Raw genomic sequence first — 25,172 nt, 5'->3', positions numbered from 1 at the left:
TTGATTATCCTCCTAAAATAATGCATTTTCCTTACTGATTTTCCGAACAATATAATTCGCAGTCAGAACTAGAACAAAACCAACCAGGGACTGGTACAAGCCTGCTGCTGCCGCCATACCGATATTGTTCTGCTGGGTAAGGCCACGGTAGACATAAGTATCTATTGTATTGGTAACATCAATCAATGCGCCGCTGTTCATGGGCACCTGATAAAACAATCCGAAATCCGAATAAAAAATCCTGCCCACAGACATTAATGTCAGGGTAATGATCGTAGTTTTTAACCCCGGCAGGGTAATATATTTTATCTGCTGCCAGAAGGTAGCACCATCAATAACCGCAGCTTCATAGAAGCCTTTATCGATACCAATCAGAGTCGCATAATAAATAATGCAGCTGTAGCCAAATACTTTCCAAATGTGGACAAATACCAGAATATAAGGCCAGTATTTTGCTTCTGAATACCAGGAAATTGTATTCATTCCCAGTTTTTCTAAGATTGAGTTATTAATAAATCCACTCTGTGTATTTAAAAAACCATATACGATATAACTAACTACCACAATAGATATCAGATATGGTATTAAGATCAATGTCTGATAAGATTTCTTTGCCTTTTCATTTTTAATTTCATTTAACAAAATTGCCATAATAATTGCTACTAAAGTACCAAGTATAATAAAAACCAGATTATAACCTAAGGTATTTCTGGTAATGGTAAATGCATCCTTCGTTTTAAACAGGAATTCGAAATTCTTTAAACCAATATTCGGACTTAAGTACATCCCTTTTTTCATGTCATATTTCTTAAAAGCAAGGACAATACCGGTCATTGGCATATAGTTATTAATCATCAGATAAATTAGCCCCGGTACCATCATCAAATATAACGGCAGAAACTTTTTCAGTTTTTTTAAACCGGTAACCGGTGATTTTTTTGATTTTGTGTGCATATTTTTACCTCGCTGTGAAAATAAAGGCTGCTGCAAAAAAATCAAGTTATCTTACCAGGTGGAGAGTCCCATTAACTTTCTCCCCCGGCAGGACGATTTTAAAATTTGCAGCAACCTATTTCTGTTATTTATACCAGGGTATTACTTTCCGGCTAACCAAACATTTAATTGAGTCTGTTTTTCCGTTAAAATTGTATCGATTCCGGCTGCTTTTAGTTCTTCATTCATCTTAGGAATGGCTGTTTCAGGATTTAGGCATCCGGTTATTAAACCATTTTCATACTTATCAATTACATTGTTGCAGGCAGTTATTTCATTTAAAACATTCTCATTATTAAATACAAAACCTTTGGCCGGTGAAGAATGAGCAGAGGCATTAAAGTCACTGAGCTGTTTCCAGACATCCGGCTGGTCACCTTTCCAAACATAAGTAATCTGTTCGTTTGGCCATGCCCATCCTACTACGGAGTAATTGGAAGTGGAGGAATCAACCCCATCCACATAATCAATTATATTATTTTCTTTATCTACGAATTTATAGTTGTTTCCTTCAATTCCATTGATAAACAAATTAGCAATATCCGGGTTTGTATACATTAAATTAAGCATTTCCATGGCTTTTTCCGGTTTCTCACTGTTTCCGGCAATACTCCAGCATGCGTTAACCATAGAAGTTGTGGAATGGGCATCAAATAATTGAACTGTAGCAATTTCTACGCCGCATTTTCTGGATTCTTCTGCTTCAAAACCTGCTTTCAGCGGTGTGAAGGTACCAAAACCAACGCCAGAACCAATATACGTTGCATAACTTTCATCTGTATTGGCACCATCCGGCATCATAAGTCCGTCCTGTACCCATTTATAAATATAAGAACAATATTCCTTAAAAGAATCCGTATCAAACAGATTGACTACGGTTGTACTATCCGTAAGGCAGTTTTCTAATACGCCAAGACTGTCTCCAAGTACGTCACAGGACCAGGTCGGGAAGTTCATGCTTCCGCCATTTGGTACACAAGGATACATATCCGGATAAGCTTCTTTTACCTTTTGTAAATCTGCTTCCAGTTCTTTGTAGGTAATTGGCTTACTATAATCGATTCCTAATTCATCGGCAATCTTTTTATTCATTTCAAAGCCTCTGGCCTGGGCTTTATCCTTATTCATCGGTATACCATAAATACCGCCATTTACCGTAACACAAGCCCAGTCATCCTTTGAAATGCTATTCTTTGTATCCGGTGCGTACTGGGTCAGTAAATCATCCATTTTAACCACTTCGTTGCTGGCAACCATACTGGACAAAGATACTTCCCAGGGAAATGCATAAAAGAGATCCAATTTTTCACCTGAGGTTAAGGCTAAATTCAACTGATCCTTTGTTACCCCTCTGACTAATTCCACATTGCAATTGATTAATTCCCTTGAAATTTCACTTACCTTTTCAGAAACTGCTTTGCACTCTTCGGTTGTTGCATCATAAGGTGCATAGATTGTAACGGTATATGGTTCTTCGCCGTCTTTACTGTCGGTATTTGCAGCACTTCCCCCTGATGTACTGCTGTCTTTGGATGTGCTTTTATCAGCTCCCCCGCATCCGCTTAATAAGGTACATGTCATGACTGCGATTAATAATACAGCCAAAAGTTTTTTACTTTTCATAACCTTCCTCCTTGATTTGATGTTATTATTATAATAAAGCCTCCTAGTATGGACTACCTTTCCTGTGCCTACTTATCATTAAAAATGTAAGCTCTTTTGCCATAGGCTTGTACTTCCTTAAAAAATGTAACATTCCACTATCGGAAATGTTACATTTTCCAGGTTAACTATTGATTTGCAAGTACTTCCTCCAGGTCCGCTTATTGATGGCAATGCTTTATACACAACATAGATTTCTTTCTTCTTTTGCAGCTTTGTAACTTCACTTTAATGGTGCCTGCCGTTTATTTCCCTGTCCTCAACCGGAGGCAGACCGTTAATTTTCTTATAAACCTGTGCAAAATAAGAAAAGTTGTTATACCCGACTTTCATTGTAATAACACTGATCGACAGCTTGGTATTTCTCACCAGTTCCCTGGCTAATACCATCTTCTCCTCCATAATGTATTCCTTTAAGGATTTTCCCATCTCATTTTTAAATAATCTGGAAACATAATTGGGATTTAAGTGTACTGCCTCTGCTATATCGGTTCGGCGTATATCTGACTCAATATTACTTCTGATATACTGCAGTATATAATCAATTTGGGTTTTCTGCTTTTCCTCTGAAGCACATTTTTCATTGAAGAAGGCAGTAATATATTTTATCAGCCATTTCATCTCCTCAACAGAAGCATAGGCTTTTAAGGACCGTTCCCGTTCGGTATCCTCTTCAAAGATTTCAGAAGAGGAAATGCCGTATTTATCCGCCGACAGATACATTACCCTTAAAAAATCCTGATAAAAACGAATCAGGATATCCGCATTCATCTGTTTTTCTCCGGACAGCTCGTCTAATAGTGCTATTGCATCATCACAGATCTTTTCGTATAAATTATTCTTAGTCAGAGTTCCCATCTTATCAAAAAAACTCTTTATTTCTTCCCCGCCGGATTTTTCCTGACTTTCTAAGTCACCATCTATAACCCCTTGCTTGCGTATTACGTCATTGGACTTAATTAGTTCTAATTTATCTACCAATGACTTTAATTCCCTGATACTGTTACAGGACAGAAGATAGCAGGTAGTTTCACAGCCGCAGTATTCCTTATAAATTTGGGTAAAATGTTTTAACTGGGTACAAATAATTTCTTTTTCAATATTACAAGGTTCTTTCTTATAGATGTAAACCACAAAATTCCTGACTGATTTTGTATATACCAGGATACCATAGCCATATCCGGATACCAGTTCCCCCAGAATATTTTCTATGGTATATTTAATCAGATCACTGTCCCAGTCTCTAATTACCGGACTCGCTTTTTGGATTTGCAGGTATATAACAAAACTATTTTCTGTTTCCTTTACAGCGATACCAAGGTTTTTCAGATCCTGTACAGCCTGTTCCTGAGAAAAGCCGCTCTCACAAAAGAACCGTTGCAGCACCGCATCCAGGAATATGTTCTTTCTTTTCTGAATCAGGTCACCGCAGTAGGCCATTTCTTCCTTTTTTCTGGTAATCCTTATTTTATCCATAACCTTTTCAAGGGTTTTCTCAATTTCCTCATACCTGACTGGCTGCAAGATATAATCAAAGCTTCCCAGCCGCAGAGCTTCCTTGGCATATATAAAATCCGCATGGGAAGTTAAGAAAATACATTCCAGGGGGTAATTATTTTCCTTAACCCAGTTAAAAAGACTTAGTCCGTCTTCTACCGGCATCTCAATATCACATAACAGAATATCAACGGTCTGACTGCTTATGATTTTTTTTGCCTCGCTGGCATTATAAGCTTTTAATACTTTTGTAATCCCAAGCTTCTTCCAGTCTATTCCAAATACCAAGCCACTTACTACACTGATATGATCATCTACCACTAATACTGTCATCTTAATTCACCTCGTTTTGGTCCATTGGAATATAGATTTCTACACATGCTCCGTTTGAATTGCTAAAAAGGAGGGTTCCTTCTCCATGATATAATAATTCAATCCGCTTTTTGATATTAATAATGCCGATATGTTCCTTGGAATTCTCATCATAGGGTTCTTCTGAGGTATTTAATCCATCACTGGGAAATCCCGGTCCGTTATCTAAAATCGTAATACATACATAAGAATCAGTCTCACTGATCAGCTTTGACACCCGGATTGAAATCATCAGCCGTTTATCAGACACTCCACCGTATTTCACAGAATTTTCAATGAAAGTAATGATTGACAAAGTAGGTATACTAAACTGCCAAAGTTCCGGGTCCACATCAATCTTACATTGGGGCGGTTCTGACTGGCACATCTGCTGTAACGCAATGTAAGTATTCACGCCTTTTATTTCCTCTTCTATACTGATCAGAGACGGATTGATTTGAAACAGGCTTCTCAGATACTGGGACAGCAAAAGAATCATCTCCTGTATGGAGTCATACTGTTTCTGATTGGCCATTGCATATATGTTTTTCAGACAATTTAAAAAGAAATGAGGGCGGATCTGAATCTGTAAATACTGCATCTGGACATTTTTATATTGCAGCTCCTGTTCATAAGCATTGATTTTTAATTCCTTGATTTTATCCACCATTGCATTAAAGGTATCTTTCACCTGTAAAAATTCCGCTATTTTATAGTTTTCATCCATATGAGCATCTGCTTGGCCGGAGCCGATGGATTCCATGGTTGTTATCATGGATTCCATGGGATTAAACAGTGTTTTTTTCATATAATAAAAGCCCACCGGTATAAAACAAGCACTGCCTATGGTGATAATCATCAGCAAGATCTGTACCACATCCAGATATCTGACAGCGCCTTTATAGGGGCTGACATAAAACTGTCTGATACCTGCATAGGGAAAATCTTTTTGTACTATCATATAATGATTGGCTTTACTGCCAGAGATATAATAGCCACCGGAGGAATATTTAAGTTCAATATCATTTTCTTTGATAAATTTTTTCATGGTTAAAGCGGCATTACTTTTGGTGGTATAGACAAGATATCCGCTTTCTACCTCATCGGCTTCTTTCTGGGGTGTAGTCATAAGGGAAAAATCAATTACCATTATGACGTAGACGTTATTATTTTTTAGTATTCTTACCAGGTAATCCCTCTTGGTCAGAGAAAGCAGCTGCCAGCCCGCCTTGTAACATTCCTCATCCTGCATAAGTAAGGCTAAATAATTATTCAATTCACCTTTTTCATTATATGTATATTTTCCTGCATCCGAGTAGACCATTCTGGTAAGCTTATGTTTGGGACTACTGATCCCTAAGGCTGCAAGACCTTCTAGTTCCGACCGGACCAAAGCTTTAAAATCCGAAGCAATATCATTACAGCAGATATAAGCTTCCATATATCCTGCTGCATAATTTAACTGGAGCATACTGGAGTTATTAGCCATAGCATTGGCCATGGAATAGCTGATATAGTCCATATCCTGAACTACCGGTTTTTCATAAATTGATATAATATCGCTGTTATTTGCCGCTACCTGTTTATTCAGAATTTTCAGGGTATATATATTATAGGCTGCCAATACTGCCAGCAGCGGAACAATCAGGACAACCATCCATATCAATATCTGTGATCTTAATTTTTTCATACTAACACCCATGCATATCGCAAGCTAGCTTGCGATACTGCCCAAATAAGAAGTGTGAAATGTTTTATTTCACACTAATACCATTGCATATCGCAAGCTCTGCGATACTGCCACAAAATGATTAGTTGTAAGAATCGTTTTGCGGCAACCTTTTCTGTTTTTTATAGTTTCATTTATCTTACACCTATGTATACGCTTTTATTAATTAGTGAAGGTAAAGCCTTCATTAACCTTATCACACTGCTCTTTATTAATTCAAGTCATTTCTTCATTTAACATAATTTGACTGACTTGGGTACAATCGTTTCTTTCACCATTGGTTAATGCCATTATATTTTTTTATGATATCTTAGCTATCAATTATGTAAGCTCTTTTTATAAATAATGTTACTTCTTATGCGTATCCTTGGTATGTATATTAATATTGTTACCTTGTTATATTAATTTTGTTACTTTTCTAATAATTACATTTTAACCTTTTCTAATAATCACATTTAATCTTTTCTAATAATCACAATTAACCTTTTCTAGTAATTACATTTTAGCCTTTTCTAATAATCACATTTAACCTTTTCTAGTAATTACATTTTAACCTTTTTTAGTAATTACATTTTAACCTTTTCTAATAATCACATTTAACCTTTTCCAATAATCACATTTAACCTTTTCCAATAATCACATTTAACCTTTTCTAGTAATCACATTTTAACCTTTACTAATAATCACATTTTACCTTTCCTAATAATCACTTTATAACCTTTCCTAATATACCTTTCTCATTATGATATCCACAAAAGAAGGGTATCCTTGAAACTGTATACAAATATTAAAATAAAAGCGTTGCAGTCATCTTATCAGTGATATCTGCAACGCTTTGTATGAAACTTTCTTGTGGTAACTGTTACTACTATTCCAATACCGTACTTACGGGATAATGATCGGACAAGTAAACACCGTTTACCTGGTCCGTCCATCTGACTGTCCCTTTACAGTTAAATGCTTTATCGGCAATAATATAATCTATCTTCTCTTCTATTTTTTCTCTGCCATAATCATGAAAGGTGCCGGATATGGTTTTAGTACAGTCATAAATACCTTTATAATTATTTAAGACAGCCAGCTCCTCTGAATCCGGCAGCGCATTAAAATCTCCAGTGAGGATAAAAGGAACCTTCCCCATATAATCCGTCTGGCTGATTTTATCCATGATAAGCTTAAGCCCCTGACTTCTAGCTTCACTGCCAATATGATCTAAGTGAGTATTGTATACCCGGAGGACTCTGGCTTTCTTTATATCGTAAAGATATAATACCGTACAAGTTCTCGGGCATTCACTCTGATTTGTATAGCGGCTGCCAGGAATATCCGGTGTATCCGATAACCAGAAGACTTCCATCTTCACCAGGTGAAACAACTCTTTGCGGTAAGCAATACTGGTCTGCTCATTTTGAAGGTCCTTGTCTCTTCCGCAGCCTAGGACATAATAATCCGTGAGACTTTCTTTTAACCATTGTGCCACATGGGGCAGCACTTCCTGGAAACAGATTATGTCAGGTTGTTCTTCTTTTATTTTCTTTTCAATCAGCACTTTACGGTTATCAAAGTTATTCGCACCGTCCTGACCGTAATCACAACGTATATTAAATGTTACTATCTGCATGTTTACATCCTTTTTATCTCCTGTCAGTTTACCGCCTATTTGTGCATGACCATACAGGAGCCTCTCTTTAATAATGAAGATTCAAATACAATGTGTTTGGTCTCTCCGCCCTGAAGCATATCAAAAAGCACTTCAACGCTGGATAATGCCATCTGTTCTGCCGGTTGTGATATGGTATCTATGGACGGATGGTAAAATTCTGCCTCTTCGATACCATCAAAACCAATAATGGATATATTCTCCGGTATTTTTAAACCACTAGACAAAACCGCTTTCGCAGCCCCGATTGCTACGATATCGGCAAAGGCAAAGACCGCGGTCATATCTTTATTCTGAGCCAGGAGTTGTTTCATCATCTTAAATCCAAAATCATAACCGGAAAGGGAGGAAAATTCCGAGGCTACCAAAGCCGCATCATAAGGAATCTTATACTGCTGCAAAGCTCTTAAATATCCCTTAAAACGCAGGGAGTTAGGCGTCATTTCATCCGCAGGAGCATTCATTATAAAACCAATCCTTCTATGTCCCAATGAAATCAGATAATCCACAGCCTTAAAAGCCTCCAATTCATCATTGATGCGTATGCTGGAATAACTCCCCAGTGGGATATCCTCCCCTGCCGAGACGGTCAGGAATACGCAGGGTATCTTAAGAGCGCTGAATTTCGCCTCCGTATAATTGAATGACCCTCCCATAATTATGATTCCCTGAAGATTTCTTTCTTTGGCTTCTGATATTGCAATATCCAGTTCATTTTGCAGTCTTGTAACATTTTGGATGATTAGTTGATATCCCCTTAAAGCTACTTTTTGTTCAATTACATGAATCATTTTCTGAAAAAATGGATTGGTAATGGATTTTACCAGAAGGGCTATGCTTTTGGATTGATTGGATTTTAAGTTTCTGGCGCTGTTATTGGGAACATAATTATATTCCCGGACCACAGCCATAACCTTTTCCCTGGTTTTTGGGCTCACTGGTCCCGAATTATTTATAACTCTTGATACTGTGGTTATTCCAACTCCTGAAAGTTTGGCTATGTCTTTTATCGTTATTTCCATAATCCCCGTCCCATATTTTTATTCTTTGTTTTTTACTTTACCCATAATTAACAATTATACACAATTCTTTGCGTATTGTCATCAGAGAAAGTATTATCTTCACGGTTGAATTTAAATTTTCCAGCAGTATTCTGGTATGCTTGGAATCTTTTTGTAGGGAAAGAACCCTCCTGTCACTATAACTTGGTGAACTGCTTAAAGCAGGAGGAAATGAGCAAAACTCACTTCGTTCAAACAGTTGCTCTTTTCCTCCTTGGCGCAGTTCACCAAGTTTAAGTTCCAGGGGGAACCTTTCCAATACAAAAAGATTCCAAGCATACCAGAATACTGCTTTAGTCTTTGGCGTTTCTTTCCTTTCGGATTTGCCGTTTAATTTCCTGGTATTTATTTATAGAGAAACTGACAGGGAGATTTCCCCCTGCCACTTTCCCTGTTATATTTATATAGCTTTTATCTTTGTATAATTTTTTCTTTGCATATCTTTTTCTTTGTATAGCTTTTTCTTTGTATAGCTTTTTCCGTAACTTCTATATTAATAAAACTTCTGTATTTTGTAGCCTATAGAAAGTTATAATTACATTATTACTTAATTTATATAAGTAAGTATTTATGTTTTTTACTCTCCTACAATCACTTAAATATGGTAGATTATATATGTTTTGCTGTATGGATATAACACTCTTACAATAACAATTTATAAGATATAACCTCCGTGTGCTAGCTTTATCAGTTACTAACTTATATCTGTTTTTAAGTTTAGCTGCGTTTTATTTAGCAGTATTGGAGGCTGTCCATTGTTTATTTACTTCATCAAGTACAGTATCTACGCCTGCGGCTTTTAATTGCTTTCTGTATTCAGCAACTGCTTCTTTTGGGTCTTGTGCGGTCTTGCCTAGCAGTATCTGTATTCCAAGTTTTGCGTCAAGGTCAGAGATGATGGATAATTCTGTTGAAACAGGGGTGCTGTCAAAGTTAAATCCTACGAAAGGATCATCAATTGCTGTCTTAGACCATTCATCATTTAAGGTATAGCGGCGAGGATCTTCACTGGCCTGAGGAATGTTTAAAGCATCGGTACGGAAGGCCCAGGCTGAAAAGCCGCCACCGTTTTTAGTAGCATCAAAGCCTTCAGGTTGTGTGATTTTTCCATCTTTTAGAACATATTGTTTTCCTTCGATACCATACTGGAATAAGTCATAGCATTCTTTATCTGTCATTAATTTTTCAATTACCATTAGAGCTCTTTCCGGATATTTGGAATTCCTGTTGATAGCTGTTGCAGCACCAACGCCGGTGGCTTTAACAATCTTTCCTTGTGCTTCCGGGAAGCAATAGAATTCAGTTTCAACTCCTGGTAATTTGGTAAGCTGATTTCCGTAATTACCAGTCCAGTCAGGCTGATGGCTGATATAGGCTGAGGACAGACCATTGTAGAAGTTGTCTTTATCATCCTGTGCGGAAGATAAAATATCCCTAGACCAATATCCTTTGTTTGCCCATTCATTCATCTTAACCGCAAAGGCTTCGAATTCATCTGTAAATGCGGGATGTATAATCTTACTGGTGTCCTCTTTATCGGTTACCAGATATAAGCCGGAGGATGGTATACCAGGCGCATTGATCCATCCGTCTGTAGTAGCTACAAACATTCTATAAAGATCGTTTGCTAAGTTTGAACTTCCGTTTAGAGGAATCTGACCGTCTGCTAAGGCTCCATCCATATATTTCTCCATATCAGCTATGGAACTGATGGCAGGAACTCCATACTTATCCATTAAGTCTTTACGGCTTACAAAACCATAAGCAGTATATTCAGAATATTTGTTAGGTACGGCATAGATTTTACCGTCTACGGTTACATTAGCCCATTTATCTGCTAACTCTGTATTTAAAGCAGGAGCATATTTTGCAATCAAATCAGTTATGTCATAAAGTGCATCCTGCTTCACCAGTGTGGAATAAGGTACATTGGCTGTGGAGGATACATAAGCCATATCAAAATCCTCACCGGAGGACCATAATAATGGATATTTGGTTCCAATATCACCCCAGTCGATATACTTCACTTCAATTGTAGTATTGATGCTAGCTTTTAATTTTTCATTTAATTGTGCAAGTATTTCCTTATTGGCAACACCTTCACCACCCCATAAATAGAGCACCAGATTAACCTCTTTTGAGGTATCTACAGTTCCTTTGTCTATTGTTTCTGCCCCGCCATTTTCTGCTGTTTGTGGATTGCTGCTGTTATCCGTATTGTTCTTACTACAGCCTGCAAGCATTCCTACAGCCAAAACTACCACTAATAACATTGTAATGATTTTTTTCATGCTATTCCTCCTAAATTTTTAATTTATAATAAGCTGTTTGATGCAGCAAATTATCGTATCTTTTATCTTTTTCTTAGCTTCTAATTTTTTCTTGGTTTCTTATCTTTTCATAACTTCTTACCTTTTCTTGGTTTCTTATTTTTTCTTAGATTCTTACCTTTTCTTAGTTTTTTACCTTTCTCAACTTCTTACCTTTCCTAACTTCTTACCTTTTCTGAACTTCTTATATTCTATTATCCCTTAACCGCGCCAATGGTCAGACCGCTTACAAAATACTTCTGGACAAAGGGATATACCAATATGATAGGTCCAATGGCTACTACTGCGGTTGCCATCTTAATTGACTCCGAAGGCAGATCTCCAACATTAATACTTAATCCCTGCTGCACCAGAAGCTGGACATTGGCCTGGCTTACAATCTTTTGCAGAAAGTATTGCAGAGGATATTTATTTGCTGACTGGATATAAAGCATTGCATTATACCATTCATTCCAGTAACCAAGTGTTAAGAATAAGCCGATGGTTGCAAGTGAAGGTTTTGAAAGAGGTATAAATATCTTCCAATAAATCTTAAAATCACCTGCGCCATCAATGGCTGCGGATTCATACAAAGAGTCCGGGATGGACTTCATAAAGTTTCTCATCAGAAAAATGGACCAGGGAGACATGAGTCCCGGCAAGATCAAAGACCAGATATTATCCTTTAAACCCAGTCCGTTTACCATTAAGATATAGCTTGGAATCAGACCGCCGCTGAATAAGGTAGTAAAGTAGATGAAGAAGGAAATCTGATTACGGTATTTAAAATCTTTTCTGCACAATACATAACCTGCCATAGACATAAGCCAAAGCCCAAGTAACGTTCCAACGAAAGCAATTGTTAAAGTTGTTTTATAAGCATTCAGCAGATTCTTAATGTTACTGCCTAAAAATTCATAAGCACTGAAACTAATCTTGTTTGGTATTAGTTTATATCCTTCTGTCAAAATTTCTTTTTCACTCATAAAGGATGAGGATATCAGCAAAAGAAAAGGAAACAGGCATATTAAGGCAAACACCGTTACCAGAATAGTAAAGACAACCTTCATTATCTTTTCGTCTTTACCTATTGGTTTTTTATTTGATATCTTTTTCATATTACTCATTTGAAACCTCCTAAAATAACGCACTATCCGGCTCTATTTTTTTCACGACTGTATTAACAAGCAATACGAGTACCAACCCAAATATTGATTGATAGAAACCTACCGCTGCACCCTGGGAGAAATTAAACTGACCTACCAGACTTCTAAATACAAAGGTATCAATGATATCGGTCTGGGGGAACAAAACTGAATTATTGCCAATCAGGTTATAGAACAAATCAAAGGAACCCTTTAAAATACCGCCTAAACCAAAGAGGAAAAGTAATATAACAGTAGGTTTTAATAATGGAAGTGTTACATAACGAATCTTTTGTGTTGGTGATGCACCATCCAGGGCAGCAGCCTCATAGATTTCGGCACTGATTCCGGTTATCGTGGCCATGTATATTATCATACCGTATCCCGTCTGGCTCCAGACCTTGAAAAATACGATAATATATTTCCAAATGCCCTGGTCGGCATAAAAGTCATGTTTTTCCAGACCGATAGTAGCCAGCAGGGTATTAATAAAGCCATGATCATAATTAAATAAGTTATAGGCAAAGAACCCTACGATAACCATGGAAATAAAATATGGCAGCAGAATAATTGACTGGGATATCTTCTTAAACCATTTACTGGAAAGCTCCGAAATCATAATTGCAAAAGCCACCTGGAATAAGTTGCAGAAGGTTAAAAACGCCAGGTTATACAGCAGGGTGTTTTTTGTGATTCTCCACAGGTCTCCTGTTTTTGCAAGAAATTCAAAGTTTTTAAGTCCGACAAAATGGCTTCCAAAAATTCCTTTGCCTATACTGTAGTCAACAAATGCAATATATGCACCCGGCATAGGTATGTAAGCGAACACAATAAAGTACACGATTACTGGTAAAATCATTAAGAATAAAACTCGCTTTCGCTTTACTTCACGAAAAAAGCTCTTCATGCTGATTGTCAATTTACCCATATAAAATCCGCCCTTCAATTCATTTTTTAGATATACTTACTATATAACCAATTCATAGATGAAAATTATTCCCCTATTTGTAGCATTATTTCATGGAAACGTTTCCATTTCTAAACCAAATTGTGATTTATGTTAAAAATTATAATGTCATTGAGGTTCTTTGTCAATCAGTTTTTTAATATTTTACAATATTATTTTTATATATTTACATATTTTCCTAGATAATTAATTATCTTTTCGCTATTTCTTCATTAAATGTTTATGATTTTGTATAAATTACTGATAATATTTCTCTAGTTTTCATTGACAATTACAATCAGCAACGCTATAATATTTTCAATAACTCTTGAATATGGTAACGTTTCCACTTGTGTTCAAAGCACAAGATAAACCCGGAATATATCATATTAATGTTGCTAACGTAGAAAGGACCTGACTCTATGAAGTTATTTGAACATCTATATGTATTTCAAAAGGGCAAAACCACCTATCGTTTCCTGCCCACTGGTGACATCTTTGATTTCCTCCATCAAGGAATTATGCTAAATGAGTTTCGCGGCAATGCAAAAGATGGCTCACCAAATAATATCTATCTGAGAATTTACAGAGATGACTCTGTTTGTGTTTATCCGCTTTTAGGAATCCGTTCCGAATCTGTGCTGAGTAAAGGCGAGAATTCCCTTACCTTTAGCGGCACTGCTTCCGGTATCTGTTATGAAGTAACTTTTTATGGACTGGAAGGTGTCTGGTTCTGGGATATCACCCTAAAGGGAAATGGGGAAACGGTTGATCTCTTATACGGCCAGGATATTGGTGTATCCTCTGCTGAAAGTGTACTGACCAATGAACTTTATGTTTCACAATATCTTGGCCACAGTATCGTAAAAACAGATAAAGGCTATTCGGTATGTTCCCGTCAGAATCAGGAGCAAGGCGGTAATTATCCTTATTTAAGACAAGGCTCAGCGGGAATACCTGTCCTTCATTATGCAACGGATGGTATGCAGTTCTTTCAGACTTCTTATAAAGACAGCGATACTCCTGCCGCACTCTTAAGGGATCTCCCCGATGTGAACTATCAGTTCGAGTTCTCCTATACTGCTTTACAGACTGAGAAGTTTTCCTTAATAGAACCGGTAACAACTGCCTTTTACGGACTTGCCAAGGAGAACCATAAAGAGGCAATCGAAGGAGCAGAATTTGAGGAAGAATTAAAAGCTGCTTATGCCAGCCTAAAAAAAGAACTTACTGCTCCCTGCCCCGGAATGAAACTCAAACGAGAGTTTGGACTTCCATACTCTTCCCCAGCTCTTACCAGGGAAAAAATATCCGAACTCTTTCCCCACTGGGTATTAGAGGAAACAAAAGAGGATACTCTCCTTTCCTTCTTTACAAAAGATTACAGCCATATCGTGACCAAGGATAAAGAGCTTCGTACGGAACGCCCCCATGGTACTATCATCATGAACTGCCCGAAAGTACGAACAGAAAACCTGGCTGCTGATACCACAGAGGAAATAGGGCAAAACGCCATGGCCAGTACTGCTTATATGTATGGTTTATTCGGCAGTCAGACAATCCTTGGAAACACCTCCTTTCATAAGCTTCTCTCCACCTCAAGGGGACTTTTGAATATACAAAAGAACTGCGGTCAGCATCTCTATGTTAAATTATCAGGAACTTATAGACTGCTAACCCTTCCCGCCCTCTTTGAGATGGGAATGAATTACGCAAGATGGTATTATGTACTGCCAGATGACCTCTTAAGAATTACATCTTATACTGCGGCTCGTGATCCTTATGTTGTACTTAAGGCAGAAAGCCTTCAAAATAAAACTTACGATTTCATTCTGACAAATCAATTAGTACTCGGTGAAACGGAACACTCCAAAGAAGTAACTTATGAAACTCTGGAAAAGGGGTTACGGTTTAAAGATATCTCAACCGAATATCCAGAGCTTTATTATGATATGCTCTTTACGGGCGCTGACTATCTCATCAGTGATGACCGTATCTTTTTTGAGGGAGAACGCTCCTTTGATGAAAGCTTCTTAACTGTAACGTTAAAAGATACTGCTGCCTTTTCCTGCATGATAAAAGGCAGCACCGACAGTAATTTTACAGAGGAAATTCCTGACCTTAATTTTGAAGAAGAAAAGGCTGCGGCACTTGATTATTACCGCAACCTTAACAGAGGCTTCCAGGTAAGCGGAGGCAGTCCTGAGATTGCAGAACGTGTTGAGATTTTGAATCAGACTGCCTGGTGGTATACCCACAATGCCCTGATTCATTTTGCTTCCCCTCACGGCTTGGAACAGCCTGGCGGTGCTGCCTGGGGAACCAGAGATGTCTGCCAGGGTCCTATGGAATATTTCCTTATGACTCAGCACTATGACCTTGCCGCTAAGATACTTAGGAATATATTCTCCCACCAGTATGCTTCTACCGGAGAATGGCCTCAGTGGTTCATGTTTGACCGCTATACTTTAGATGCCGGTGAATGCCATGGAGATGTTGTCTTCTGGCCTCTTAAGTGTATTGGTGACTATCTGGAACAGACCGGCAATTATGATTTGCTTACAAAGCCTCTTCCCTATGCTGATGATAAGGCTTCGAACGAATCTCTGCTCCTTCATATAAAGAGAGCCTTTAAAGCCATACAGACCCGGTTTATTGCAGATACCGGTCTTATTACTTATGCCGGCGGAGACTGGGACGACACCCTCCAGCCAGTAGATCCAAACATGCGTGAACACCTGGTAAGTTCCTGGACAGTGGCACTTGCCTATCAGACCTTAAAGCGCCTTGGCACTGCACTGACATCAACGGATTCGTCTTTCGCAAAAGAGCTGACAGAAGACGCAGATAAGATTTTAAAAGATTTTAATACCTTTTTGATAAAAGATGAGGTAATTCCAGGTTTTGTGAGTTATGATAAAGGAGATATGAAATACATACTTCATCCAGAGGATTCAGACACAGGAATCAAATACCGGCTCCTCCCCATGACCCGAAGCATTATTTCAGAACTGGTCACACCAGAACAAGCTCTTATAAATATGGATGTGATAAATAAGGAACTTAAATTCCCTGACGGGGTACATCTAATGGATCATCCTGCCAGCTATAAAGGCGGTGTCAGCAAGCTCTTTAAGAGAGCAGAACAGGCCGCTAATGTTGGAAGAGAAATCAGTTCATTATATACCCATGCCCATATCCGGTATCTGGAAGCCTGCGCAAAAACCGGTGACGCTATGTCCGCCTGGGAGGGTTTATTTACCATTAATCCAATACGGATACAGGATTCTGTTAAAACTGCCTGCCTAAGGCAGAGCAATCTGTATTTCAGCAGTTCTGACGGAAATTTTATGGACAGATATGAGTTTGCAGAAAATTTTAAACAATTAAAAGCCGGTGAGATTCCGGTAAAAGGGGGCTGGCGCCTTTATTCCAGCGGTCCTGGGATTTATTTAAACCAGTTGGTGTCCAATATACTTGGAATCCGTTTTCAGCAGGACTCCCTGATTCTTGATCCGGTACTGCCAGAGAGCCTTAACGGCTTAAGGGTAATGTTTCGATGCTTTGAAAAGGATATTACCTTCCAGTATCATATACACTCAGAGAATGACAACACTGCTGATTCTTCGGATGGAATCACCGTATATGCAGACAAGACAAAACTTGAGGGGGAAGCAGTATCAAACCCTTACCGTAAAGGCGGCATTAAACTCCAAAGAACGGTTTTGGAAAAGGATTTTTCCGAACTCAATATATTTATAAGGCTACCTTTAACCAAAGTACCCTAGAAAGGAATTTTATGAAAACCTATGTTACAAAGGAATCCAGGCTGCAGCTGGCGAAAGAGCTGGCCGGTGAAGGAATTGTTCTATTAAAAAATGATACTGCTTTACTCCCTTTAAGTCCGAACACTCCCATAGCTGTATTTGGGCGTGCTCAACTTGATACCATTATTGGAGGAAGCGGCTCAGGTGCTTCTTCTTCTGAGGAAGCCACCCTGATTCTAGATGAATTCATAAAAGCCGGACTTATTCCAGATACAGTTCTTACTACCTTTTACCGGAATGCCCGAAAAGCCGAAAAAGATATGGCTTTGTCTCCGGAAGAAGACCTGGCTAAATTCGCAGAACTCATAAACAGCGGACTAATCTATGAGATTTTTGGGAAATACAAAGCCCCGGCGGTGGAATACCCGGTGCCCGGAGAACTTATCACGAACCTCCCTTCCTCCCAGACAGCGGTGCTGATACTTGGCAGAGGTTCCGGCGGTGAAGAATGTGACCGGAGGGTAGCGGAGGATTATTATCTTACAGTCTCAGAAAGAGAATTGCTCCATCATGTAGCCTCCCACTTTAAACAGGTCGTCCTGGTCTTAAATATTAACGGTTTTATTGACCTTAATCTGATCCATTCCTACTCCTCTATCTGTTCCATCCTGCTGCTTGGTACAGCAGGGGAGCAAGGTGCTGCCGCGCTTGCCGAGGTGATAACCGGTAAAATAACTCCCAGCGGGAAGCTTCCTTCTACCATGGCCTGCTCCTACGAAGCTTACCCCTTTGCAGACCTTTTCTTTACGGATAAGGACCAGCCCGATACCCTTCTGACCTATAGTGATTTTGGGCTGTCGGCTGGGAATAATCACAGTACCGGTTATAAAAAAAGTCCGGTTGCGCTTTACAAAGAAGGTATCTATGTAGGATACCGGTATTTTGATACCTTTCATGTCCCTGTGCTGTATCCCTTCGGATATGGCTTATCCTACGCAGACTTTCACATGGAGACTATCAATGTGAACCAAAAGGGTAAGGAATTGCTGGTAACTGCCAAAGTCACCAACCAAAACAAGGAGTATACCGGTAAAGAAGTTCTGCAGCTCTATATCAGTGCCCCCTCCCTTTGTCTTGAAAAGCCCTATCAGGAATTAATGGCTTATGTAAAAACCCCCGCCCTAAAACCAGCAGAAACCGTGGAACTTACTTTAAGCTTCTCCCTGGAAGAACTTGCAAGCTACTCGGAGGCTTTGGCAGCTTATATAATTGAAGAAGGTACTTATTTTCTAAGGCTTGGTAATTCTTCCCGTAATACCCACATTATTGGCAGGCTTTTCGTCACGGAAACAATTGTTACCAAACACCTGGCTAACAGACTGGGACTTTCACCAGCTAACAAAGGTAAACTTGAGTTCTTAAGAAAAAAGGACGTATTGCCTTATTCCTATGAAGAGGAAAAAGAAGAAAAGGACCATGCTCCCTGCTTTCTGACCTTGAATCAAGCCAGCTTTAATACCTTTTGCGACAATTACCCCGGTGCTGATTCCCTTGGCGGTGACTTCATCCGTGATGACTCCATTCGCAGTGATTCCATTCGCAGTAATTCCGTTTGCATCAATTCCGTTTACAGCAATTCCGTTTGCTCTAACTCCATTGATACCAATTCCCCTGACGTTGCTTTTCTTGATACAGAAGGAAGACCTACTGACGAAGAAAAGACACTTACAGCTCAGATTTCAGACAATAAATTTACCGCTTTAACCGTTTCTTCTGTAGATCCCTCTGACCTCTTAATAGATAAGTCAGATACCATTACTCTAAAAGATGTGAAAGAAGGCAGATTGTCCTTAGCGGATTTTGTGAATCTCCTAACCCTGGAAGAACTGGCAGTATTACTAAATGGGTATGGTCCCGGACTTCCCTTTGGTGGTATGGGCGGTAAATATCCCGCTACCATCCAGTATCCGGACGGGACAGATATAGCCGTATCTACTCATCCAACCGGCTTCCCGGGATACCTCTCACCGGCCCTTAAAAAATACGGTATCCCCTCTGTCTTTTACAAAGATGGTCCGGCCGGCGTACAGATGACTGCCTGGCCAACCGGTATATCCATGGCCTGCACTTTTAATAAGGAACTCTTGGAAGACTTTGGTGCTGCCTGTGCAGCAGAAGCTATGGAATTACAGGTTGACAGCTGGCTGGCACCGGGAATCAATCTCCACCGAAACCCCATCGGAGGCCGTAACTTCGAATATTATTCCGAAGATCCCAGACATACCGGCTTTTGCGGTCTCTCCATAACTCTGGGTGCCGAAAAAGCAGGCATAACTACTTGTCCCAAGCACTTTGCTTTGAATGAACAAGAGACTTACCGTAGAGGCAGTTCTAAGAATTCCTTTGATGCCCTGGATTCCATTGCAGAAGAACGCACTATCAGGGAATTGTATTTAAAGCCCTTTGAAATGATTATTAAGAACAGCAAGGTATCTACGATTATGACCTCATTTAATAAAATTAATGGTCTCTTTGCCGCTGGCAATAAAGACCTATGCCAAGGTATCTTAAGAGAAGAATGGGGATATAAAGGGATTGTAATAACTGACTGGGGCGATATGGATATCGTTGTTGATGGAGCAGATGCCATTGCTGCCGGTAATGACATTATTATGCCAGGTGGTCCTCCGGTAATAGAACAGGTTTTAAAAGGCTATGAAGAAGGTCGTGTTTCCTTAACTGACCTGCGAACTTCTGCTATAAGATTCCTTACTTTTGTTATGAACAGCAATAGCTGTCAGAAATACTGGGATGCTGATAACAGCTGATTTAATCAAGGTGTAAAGTTACAGACAATTTAGCGCCAGCCAGAGCGGACTAACCAGTAATACACTGCCTCTCCGTCAGGTGCACCGCAATAGCTACAAGGTCTGGGCATAGAAAAGGGATTATATTTCAAACAATCTAAAATATAATCCCTATTCTTTCCCAGTCAATGTAGTCTTTTGATATGCAACTGCCCCTCTTAAATTTTCTCTATTATAAACATTGAATTCACCAGCAGCCAGATATTCGTTGTAAAGTACATGATATTCCAGATAGAAGCCCCCTGTAAGCCATAACTATTGACATATGACAGATAAGGATATAACACTCTGCTGTCTTTAAACCAGGCAATATATTCCTTGTCATCATTGATAAATTGAAAATATGATGAACGGGAGGGATCATTAAACTGGATCGGCGCTTCGACATTTCTAGCTAAATCCATAGCAGAATTATAGTTAATAAAGTTAGCATAAGTAACCGCTGAAAAATAAAGAAATTCCCATAGGTAGCCAATAATTGAAATACCAAGCGAACATTTTTCAGGTGAAAGCAGGGTAACCGCATTATCCAACGTATGTAGGACTGAGTCAAAAGGCAGTATACTAATTGGTAAATTGCGTGGGTATCGAAAGGCATAGGTGAGCTGATATAATACATTATTCGCTGCCTGACTTAAGCCAATGTAATCAACACCGGTGTATATAATTCCGGTAGACACCTCAAAGGTACTGGGTGCTATGGTAATCATAACAAAAAAACCTTCTGAATTCAGTCTCTTGGTTAAGTCTGCAATAAAATCCACATAAGCTTCCCGGTCCAAAGGTTGTATATATGGCGTATCAAAATTAAGACCATAATAGCCCTTACCCCTTAAATTTCTTAAGAGATTATCAAGGAAATTATTCCGTATGTCGGCATTGTTGATTAAGCTGTGAGCAATGGTAGTATCCACATCCTCCCCTTCATGGGGCGCATTCACAAACATAATTGGCGCTACCCCATATTCTTTTGCAGTATTTACTACTTGCAGATCATCAATCTCTATCAAATCGCCATTTGGCTGGAGCTGATAGGAATAGACGGTAAGGTAGGTCAGATAAGGCAAGGTTTTTTTGAGGGTTTCCTGATCAATAAAGGGATAGGTAAAACCATTTATCTTACCTGCCACCCCTTTCGTATCCTCATAACGTATCACCAGCTCCTCGCCCATGTAAAGCTCCCGGTTTGAAACACCAGGATTATTTCTAAGCAGTTCCATTACCTCTATCCCCTGTTCCTTTGCAATACTCTCTAAAGTGTCTTCTTTTTGTACTATGTAAGTTTGACTGGGTATCAGTATTATAAGTGCTTCACCTACAACCGGTCCCTCTGTAATACTTAAATCATTTTCTATCATTAATCTTTCCGGAGATATACCATAGGTGTCTGCAATGCTGTTAACCGTATCATCTTGCTGCACTATATGAATGTACATGAATAGCCTCAAATCCATTTAATACTATTTATAGTATGACAATTGTTATAAATGTTTCATAATGGTTACTATTCCTGCTCCTTCTTGTCATAAAGTAACAGTCTTATCCGGTACTGGTCCCCATTACCGTGGCTTTAGCAAGGAAAAACAAGCATCAATCAGGGTGTAACAACCGACCACAGCTGATTATTACTTGAACTGCCTGTTCCTTGTAATAAACTGGCTCCGTTGGCAGTTGAGCCGCCGCCATCCAAATACAGTCCAGAGGCAGCATTCTTAAATTTGTAATAATTCCCGGAGGTTTCCCGAATCCATTTCTGATTGTTACTGCCACTGTTACTCCATTGACCGCAGATAGAACCACTTGCTGTACGGCCCATGCCGTCAAGGTATAAGCCGGTGGATTTATTTCTGAACATATAATAGCTGCCGGATTGCTCAAGGACCCATTGCTGATTATTATTGGTGTTGCTGGCATATTGTTTACAGTCAGAGCCATTCGAGGTGTATCCATAGCCGTCAATACATAGCCCGGTAGCCCGGTTTGAGAGCTTGATATATGTATCGGTTGTGGTGGAAACTGCCATATCGCCATAGGTGACACTATTTAAACCACTGCCGTTCCAACCTGCTCCAATGGCAAACAAACGTCCGTTATTCAGCGGAACAATGCATCTGGAATAACAGGAGCCAATAATACAATTGATCTGGGTCCAGGTACCGGTACCACTATTGGTATTGATATACAGTTTACCATTCCCGGCACTGCTTAAAACCATGGTTCCATTTAAATTAACACAGTAGGGACTGCTGCCTGCCGTGTCAAAACAGGTTCCGGCATCCGATGGGTTCCAGCTTTCTGGATTTGATGAGATTTTATAATAAGCTCCGCCTCTTCCTACGATTTCATAGGTCATAATATAGTTTCCATTTGGCATCTTTGCCACTGCTGCCATTCCAGGTCTCTGACCTGATATTGCAACATCATTTACCGTACTGCTCCAACTGATACCATCGGTGGTAGTCTGATGCACTAATTTCTGACTGTAGGCATTATCCCGTTCATCGGAGTAATAGCAGATAAGCTTATTATTTGCCACCATTAAAAACGGTTCCCAAATCGGATCATCCCCAGGGGTTGCTTTCTTTCCCTCTGCAATGGTGCTTACATAAGACCAGTTTCTTCCCCCATCGTTACTCTTATAAAGATCGATTTCACAAAAAGACCGGTCATAAGGCAAAACCAGTCCTGCACAAAGCAGAGTACCTGCCGGCATATTGCCAATTGCCTGGGGCAGTTCATAAAGCTGTGGTTCCCATCTCATTCCTACGCCCTTATGGGTATCCCTTACATCTCCAACCTTACTCCAGGTTTCCCCGTTATTGGTGCTTTCAAAGATTGGGAAGGAAGATACCCCTGTGGTGTATTGCTCAAAAGTAGCATACATAGCACCGCCGCTGGTTTGTATTGCCCTGGCGTATAAAGCTCCCGGTGCCGGTGAACCGGCAGGAGAGGTATACATAGTGGACGGTCCATAAGCTCTTACAGACTCTGGAATTATAAAAGCAGCCAGTATTAGTAATAACAACATAACCCCATTTAAAACTTTTTTTGTAATAGTTTTCATTAACTACATCCTTTCATTTTTATATTTTCTTTCAAACCTTACCGTCTCCAGAAGAGACATCTTAAACAACAATACTTCCCCTAATAAATCGCTTTCTTCTCCTTTCTTAATATTAATTTATTTTTTCATATTGAGGTTTGCTGTTACCACCTCAACAACTAGCTCCTACTCTTTCACCGCTCCGGCCGTAATACCGGAGAGAATATGTTTCTGGAAAATAAGGTAGATAACGACTGTCGGTATCATAATTATAATGATTGCGGCAGACAGGTTCTGCCAGGAACCTTGTTTTGCACCGGCATAGGTCATTAAGAAGGTCGTCAGGGTCTTTAACTTGTTATTCGGCATATATAAATACGGAATGTACATATCATTAATGATAGTAACTGATTTAATTATGCTGATTGTCGCAGTGGCCGGTGCCAGCAGCGGGAAAATGATTCTTCCAAATAAACTAAAATAACCACAGCCATCAATTAACGCACTTTCATCCAAGGATACCGGCAGTTTTGAGACGAACTGTCTGTAGATGTAAAGCTGCATCAAATCGGAGGCAACATAGATTACTATAGGAGCACCAAGGGTATTATAAAGTCCTAAACTCTGAATGACTTTAAAACGGGCTATCTCCGTTATAAACGTGGGAATCAGCATCCCCATAAAGAATAGTGCAAATATTAATCTGCGGAAACGGAACTCAAACCGTTCCAATATGTATGCCGTAACGGAACCCATGAATATATTAAAAACAAGGCTGACCGCAACAATTAGTGCTGAATTTCGAAAAGCAAACCGAAGCATCTCATTGCCGAATACTTCTTTATAATTTTTAAATGTTAGATTGCTTAATTTCGGAAGCATCAAGGGTGAGGTCATAACCATATCTCCCTTTGATTTAAAGGAGGCAAATAAAGTAATTAAAATCGGTCCGATTACCAGACATGCCAGGATGGCGCATACTATGTATTTTAGTCCATTGGTGATTCGCCTTTTTCGCTTGGCGGATGTTATTCTTTTCTTCAAAATTAATGCCCCCCTCTTCGTACAAACTTGATAAAAAGGCTTTGAACCGAATACACCAGGATAATTAAAATCATGATTGTTACAGCCATGGTTGCTGCTAATCCGAAATTATTATATTTAAATGCAGTATTTATCGTATAAAGTGTAAAGGTTGAGGAGGCGTATCCAGGACCTCCGTTTGTCATGACAAAGGGAATATCAAAAATCTGCAAAGCTCCCCTTACATTGTCAAATAGGATAAAATCAATTACTAATTGTATGGAAGGAATCTGTATCGCCTTGAATTTCTGCCAGGCATTCGCTCCATCTACTGTAGCAGCTTCCATAATGTCCTGAGGAATGGACTGGAGGGCTGCTATAAACATGATTACGTGATAACCACTGTATTTCCATAAGGAGACACTGGCTAACACATAATTAACAATACCTTCATCCGATAACCAGTTATGAATGGCTCCCCCCAGTCCGATTTCCGTCAGGACTGCGTTAAACGCACCATTGATTGGGGAATAAAAATAGGAAAATGCATAAGCTATAGCCACCCCATTAATAATGTAGGGAAGAAAGGTCATGGACCGAAAGAATTTTGCTCCCCTGAATTTCGTATTTAACATTACCGCAGCCATTAATTCAAGAGGAATGGCGCATAAATGAACAAAGAAATATACAAAATTATTCTTTAGGGACAACCATAAATCCGGGGATTGTAATAACATGGTTATGTAATTCCTGGCTCCAATATAATTCTGCTTAAGTGACAGTCCATCCCAATCCGTAAAACTCATCCGAATCAAATCCAATGACGGATATACCACAAACATCAGTAATAAAAGAATCGGTACCAGCAGACAGGTAAAAATAAACTGATTCCTTTTTCTATGTAATGTATTCATATTTACACCCACTGCATACCGCAAGCTTGCTTGCGGTACTGCCTCTAATGAAACATGTTGAAAGAATCAGAAGTGGCATCCTTTCAGTATTTTGAATTTTCTTTCAACAATACACCCACTGCACACCGCAAGCTTGCTTGCGGTACTGCCTCTAATGAAACATGTTGAAAGAATCTAGAAGCGGCATCCTTTCAGTATTTATATT

General features: G+C 39.2%; 15 protein-coding genes. 2 read left to right on the top strand and 13 right to left on the bottom strand.

Annotation, left to right across the window (positions count from 1 at the left end):
* Window positions 1-12: 12 nt before the first annotated feature.
* The 9 genes from QA584_RS07630 to QA584_RS07590 all read right to left on the bottom strand — a co-directional run bounded on the left by QA584_RS07630 (window position 13) and on the right by QA584_RS07590 (window position 13,335).
* Window positions 13-954: an ABC transporter permease gene (locus QA584_RS07630; RefSeq protein WP_278273919.1), complete on the bottom strand. Its 942-nt coding sequence runs from the start codon at window positions 952-954 to the stop codon at window positions 13-15.
* 141 nt (window positions 955-1,095) lie between these two features.
* Window positions 1,096-2,616 carry an ABC transporter substrate-binding protein gene (locus QA584_RS07625; RefSeq protein ID WP_278273918.1) on the bottom strand — a complete coding sequence of 507 codons (1,521 nt, stop codon included), beginning with the start codon at window positions 2,614-2,616 and terminating at the stop codon, window positions 1,096-1,098.
* Window positions 2,617-2,883: 267 nt separating this feature from the next.
* Complete coding sequence (locus QA584_RS07620) at window positions 2,884-4,485, bottom strand: response regulator transcription factor (protein ID WP_278273917.1); 1,602 nt, start codon at window positions 4,483-4,485, stop codon at window positions 2,884-2,886.
* A 1-nt stretch (window position 4,486) separates the two neighbouring features.
* Entirely contained in the window at window positions 4,487-6,193 is a 1,707-nt protein-coding gene (locus QA584_RS07615; RefSeq protein WP_278273916.1) for a sensor histidine kinase, read from the bottom strand.
* Window positions 6,194-7,100: 907 nt separating this feature from the next.
* Window positions 7,101-7,853, bottom strand: a complete 753-nt coding sequence (locus QA584_RS07610; RefSeq protein WP_278273915.1) for an endonuclease/exonuclease/phosphatase family protein — start codon at window positions 7,851-7,853, stop codon at window positions 7,101-7,103.
* A gap of 35 nt (window positions 7,854-7,888) precedes the next feature.
* Entirely contained in the window at window positions 7,889-8,914 is a 1,026-nt protein-coding gene (locus QA584_RS07605; RefSeq protein WP_278273914.1) for a LacI family DNA-binding transcriptional regulator, read from the bottom strand.
* Between the two features lie 767 nt (window positions 8,915-9,681).
* Window positions 9,682-11,244 (bottom strand): DUF3502 domain-containing protein, encoded by a 1,563-nt coding sequence (locus tag QA584_RS07600; protein ID WP_278273913.1) that lies wholly within the window; start codon window positions 11,242-11,244, stop codon window positions 9,682-9,684.
* Window positions 11,245-11,477: 233 nt separating this feature from the next.
* Entirely contained in the window at window positions 11,478-12,389 is a 912-nt protein-coding gene (locus QA584_RS07595) for a carbohydrate ABC transporter permease (protein WP_278273912.1), read from the bottom strand.
* 10 nt (window positions 12,390-12,399) lie between these two features.
* Window positions 12,400-13,335: an ABC transporter permease gene (locus QA584_RS07590; RefSeq protein WP_278273911.1), complete on the bottom strand. Its 936-nt coding sequence runs from the start codon at window positions 13,333-13,335 to the stop codon at window positions 12,400-12,402.
* A 440-nt stretch (window positions 13,336-13,775) separates the two neighbouring features.
* On the opposite strand from QA584_RS07590, the gene QA584_RS07585 reads away from it, so the two are divergent.
* Window positions 13,776-17,141 carry a GH36-type glycosyl hydrolase domain-containing protein gene (locus tag QA584_RS07585; RefSeq protein ID WP_278273910.1) on the top strand — a complete coding sequence of 1,122 codons (3,366 nt, stop codon included), beginning with the start codon at window positions 13,776-13,778 and terminating at the stop codon, window positions 17,139-17,141.
* 11 nt (window positions 17,142-17,152) lie between these two features.
* Entirely contained in the window at window positions 17,153-19,948 is a 2,796-nt protein-coding gene (locus tag QA584_RS07580; RefSeq protein WP_278273909.1) for a beta-glucosidase, read from the top strand.
* Between the two features lie 197 nt (window positions 19,949-20,145).
* On the opposite strand, the gene QA584_RS07575 is transcribed toward QA584_RS07580, so the two are convergent.
* From QA584_RS07575 to QA584_RS07560, 4 genes are all read right to left on the bottom strand, one after another.
* Window positions 20,146-21,423: a LysM peptidoglycan-binding domain-containing protein gene (locus QA584_RS07575; protein ID WP_278273908.1), complete on the bottom strand. Its 1,278-nt coding sequence runs from the start codon at window positions 21,421-21,423 to the stop codon at window positions 20,146-20,148.
* 158 nt (window positions 21,424-21,581) lie between these two features.
* Window positions 21,582-23,051, bottom strand: a complete 1,470-nt coding sequence (locus QA584_RS07570) for an RICIN domain-containing protein (protein ID WP_278273907.1) — start codon at window positions 23,049-23,051, stop codon at window positions 21,582-21,584.
* 165 nt (window positions 23,052-23,216) lie between these two features.
* Window positions 23,217-24,074, bottom strand: a complete 858-nt coding sequence (locus QA584_RS07565; protein ID WP_278273906.1) for a carbohydrate ABC transporter permease — start codon at window positions 24,072-24,074, stop codon at window positions 23,217-23,219.
* 2 nt (window positions 24,075-24,076) lie between these two features.
* Complete coding sequence (locus tag QA584_RS07560; RefSeq protein WP_278273905.1) at window positions 24,077-24,967, bottom strand: carbohydrate ABC transporter permease; 891 nt, start codon at window positions 24,965-24,967, stop codon at window positions 24,077-24,079.
* Window positions 24,968-25,172: the final 205 nt, after the last annotated feature.

This window comes from Anaerocolumna sp. AGMB13025 (assembly GCF_029689925.1).
Lineage (GTDB): Bacteria > Bacillota > Clostridia > Lachnospirales > Lachnospiraceae > Anaerocolumna.
Note: the sequence above shows the minus strand (reverse complement) of the source record. Positions and strands in the feature narration are given on the sequence as shown.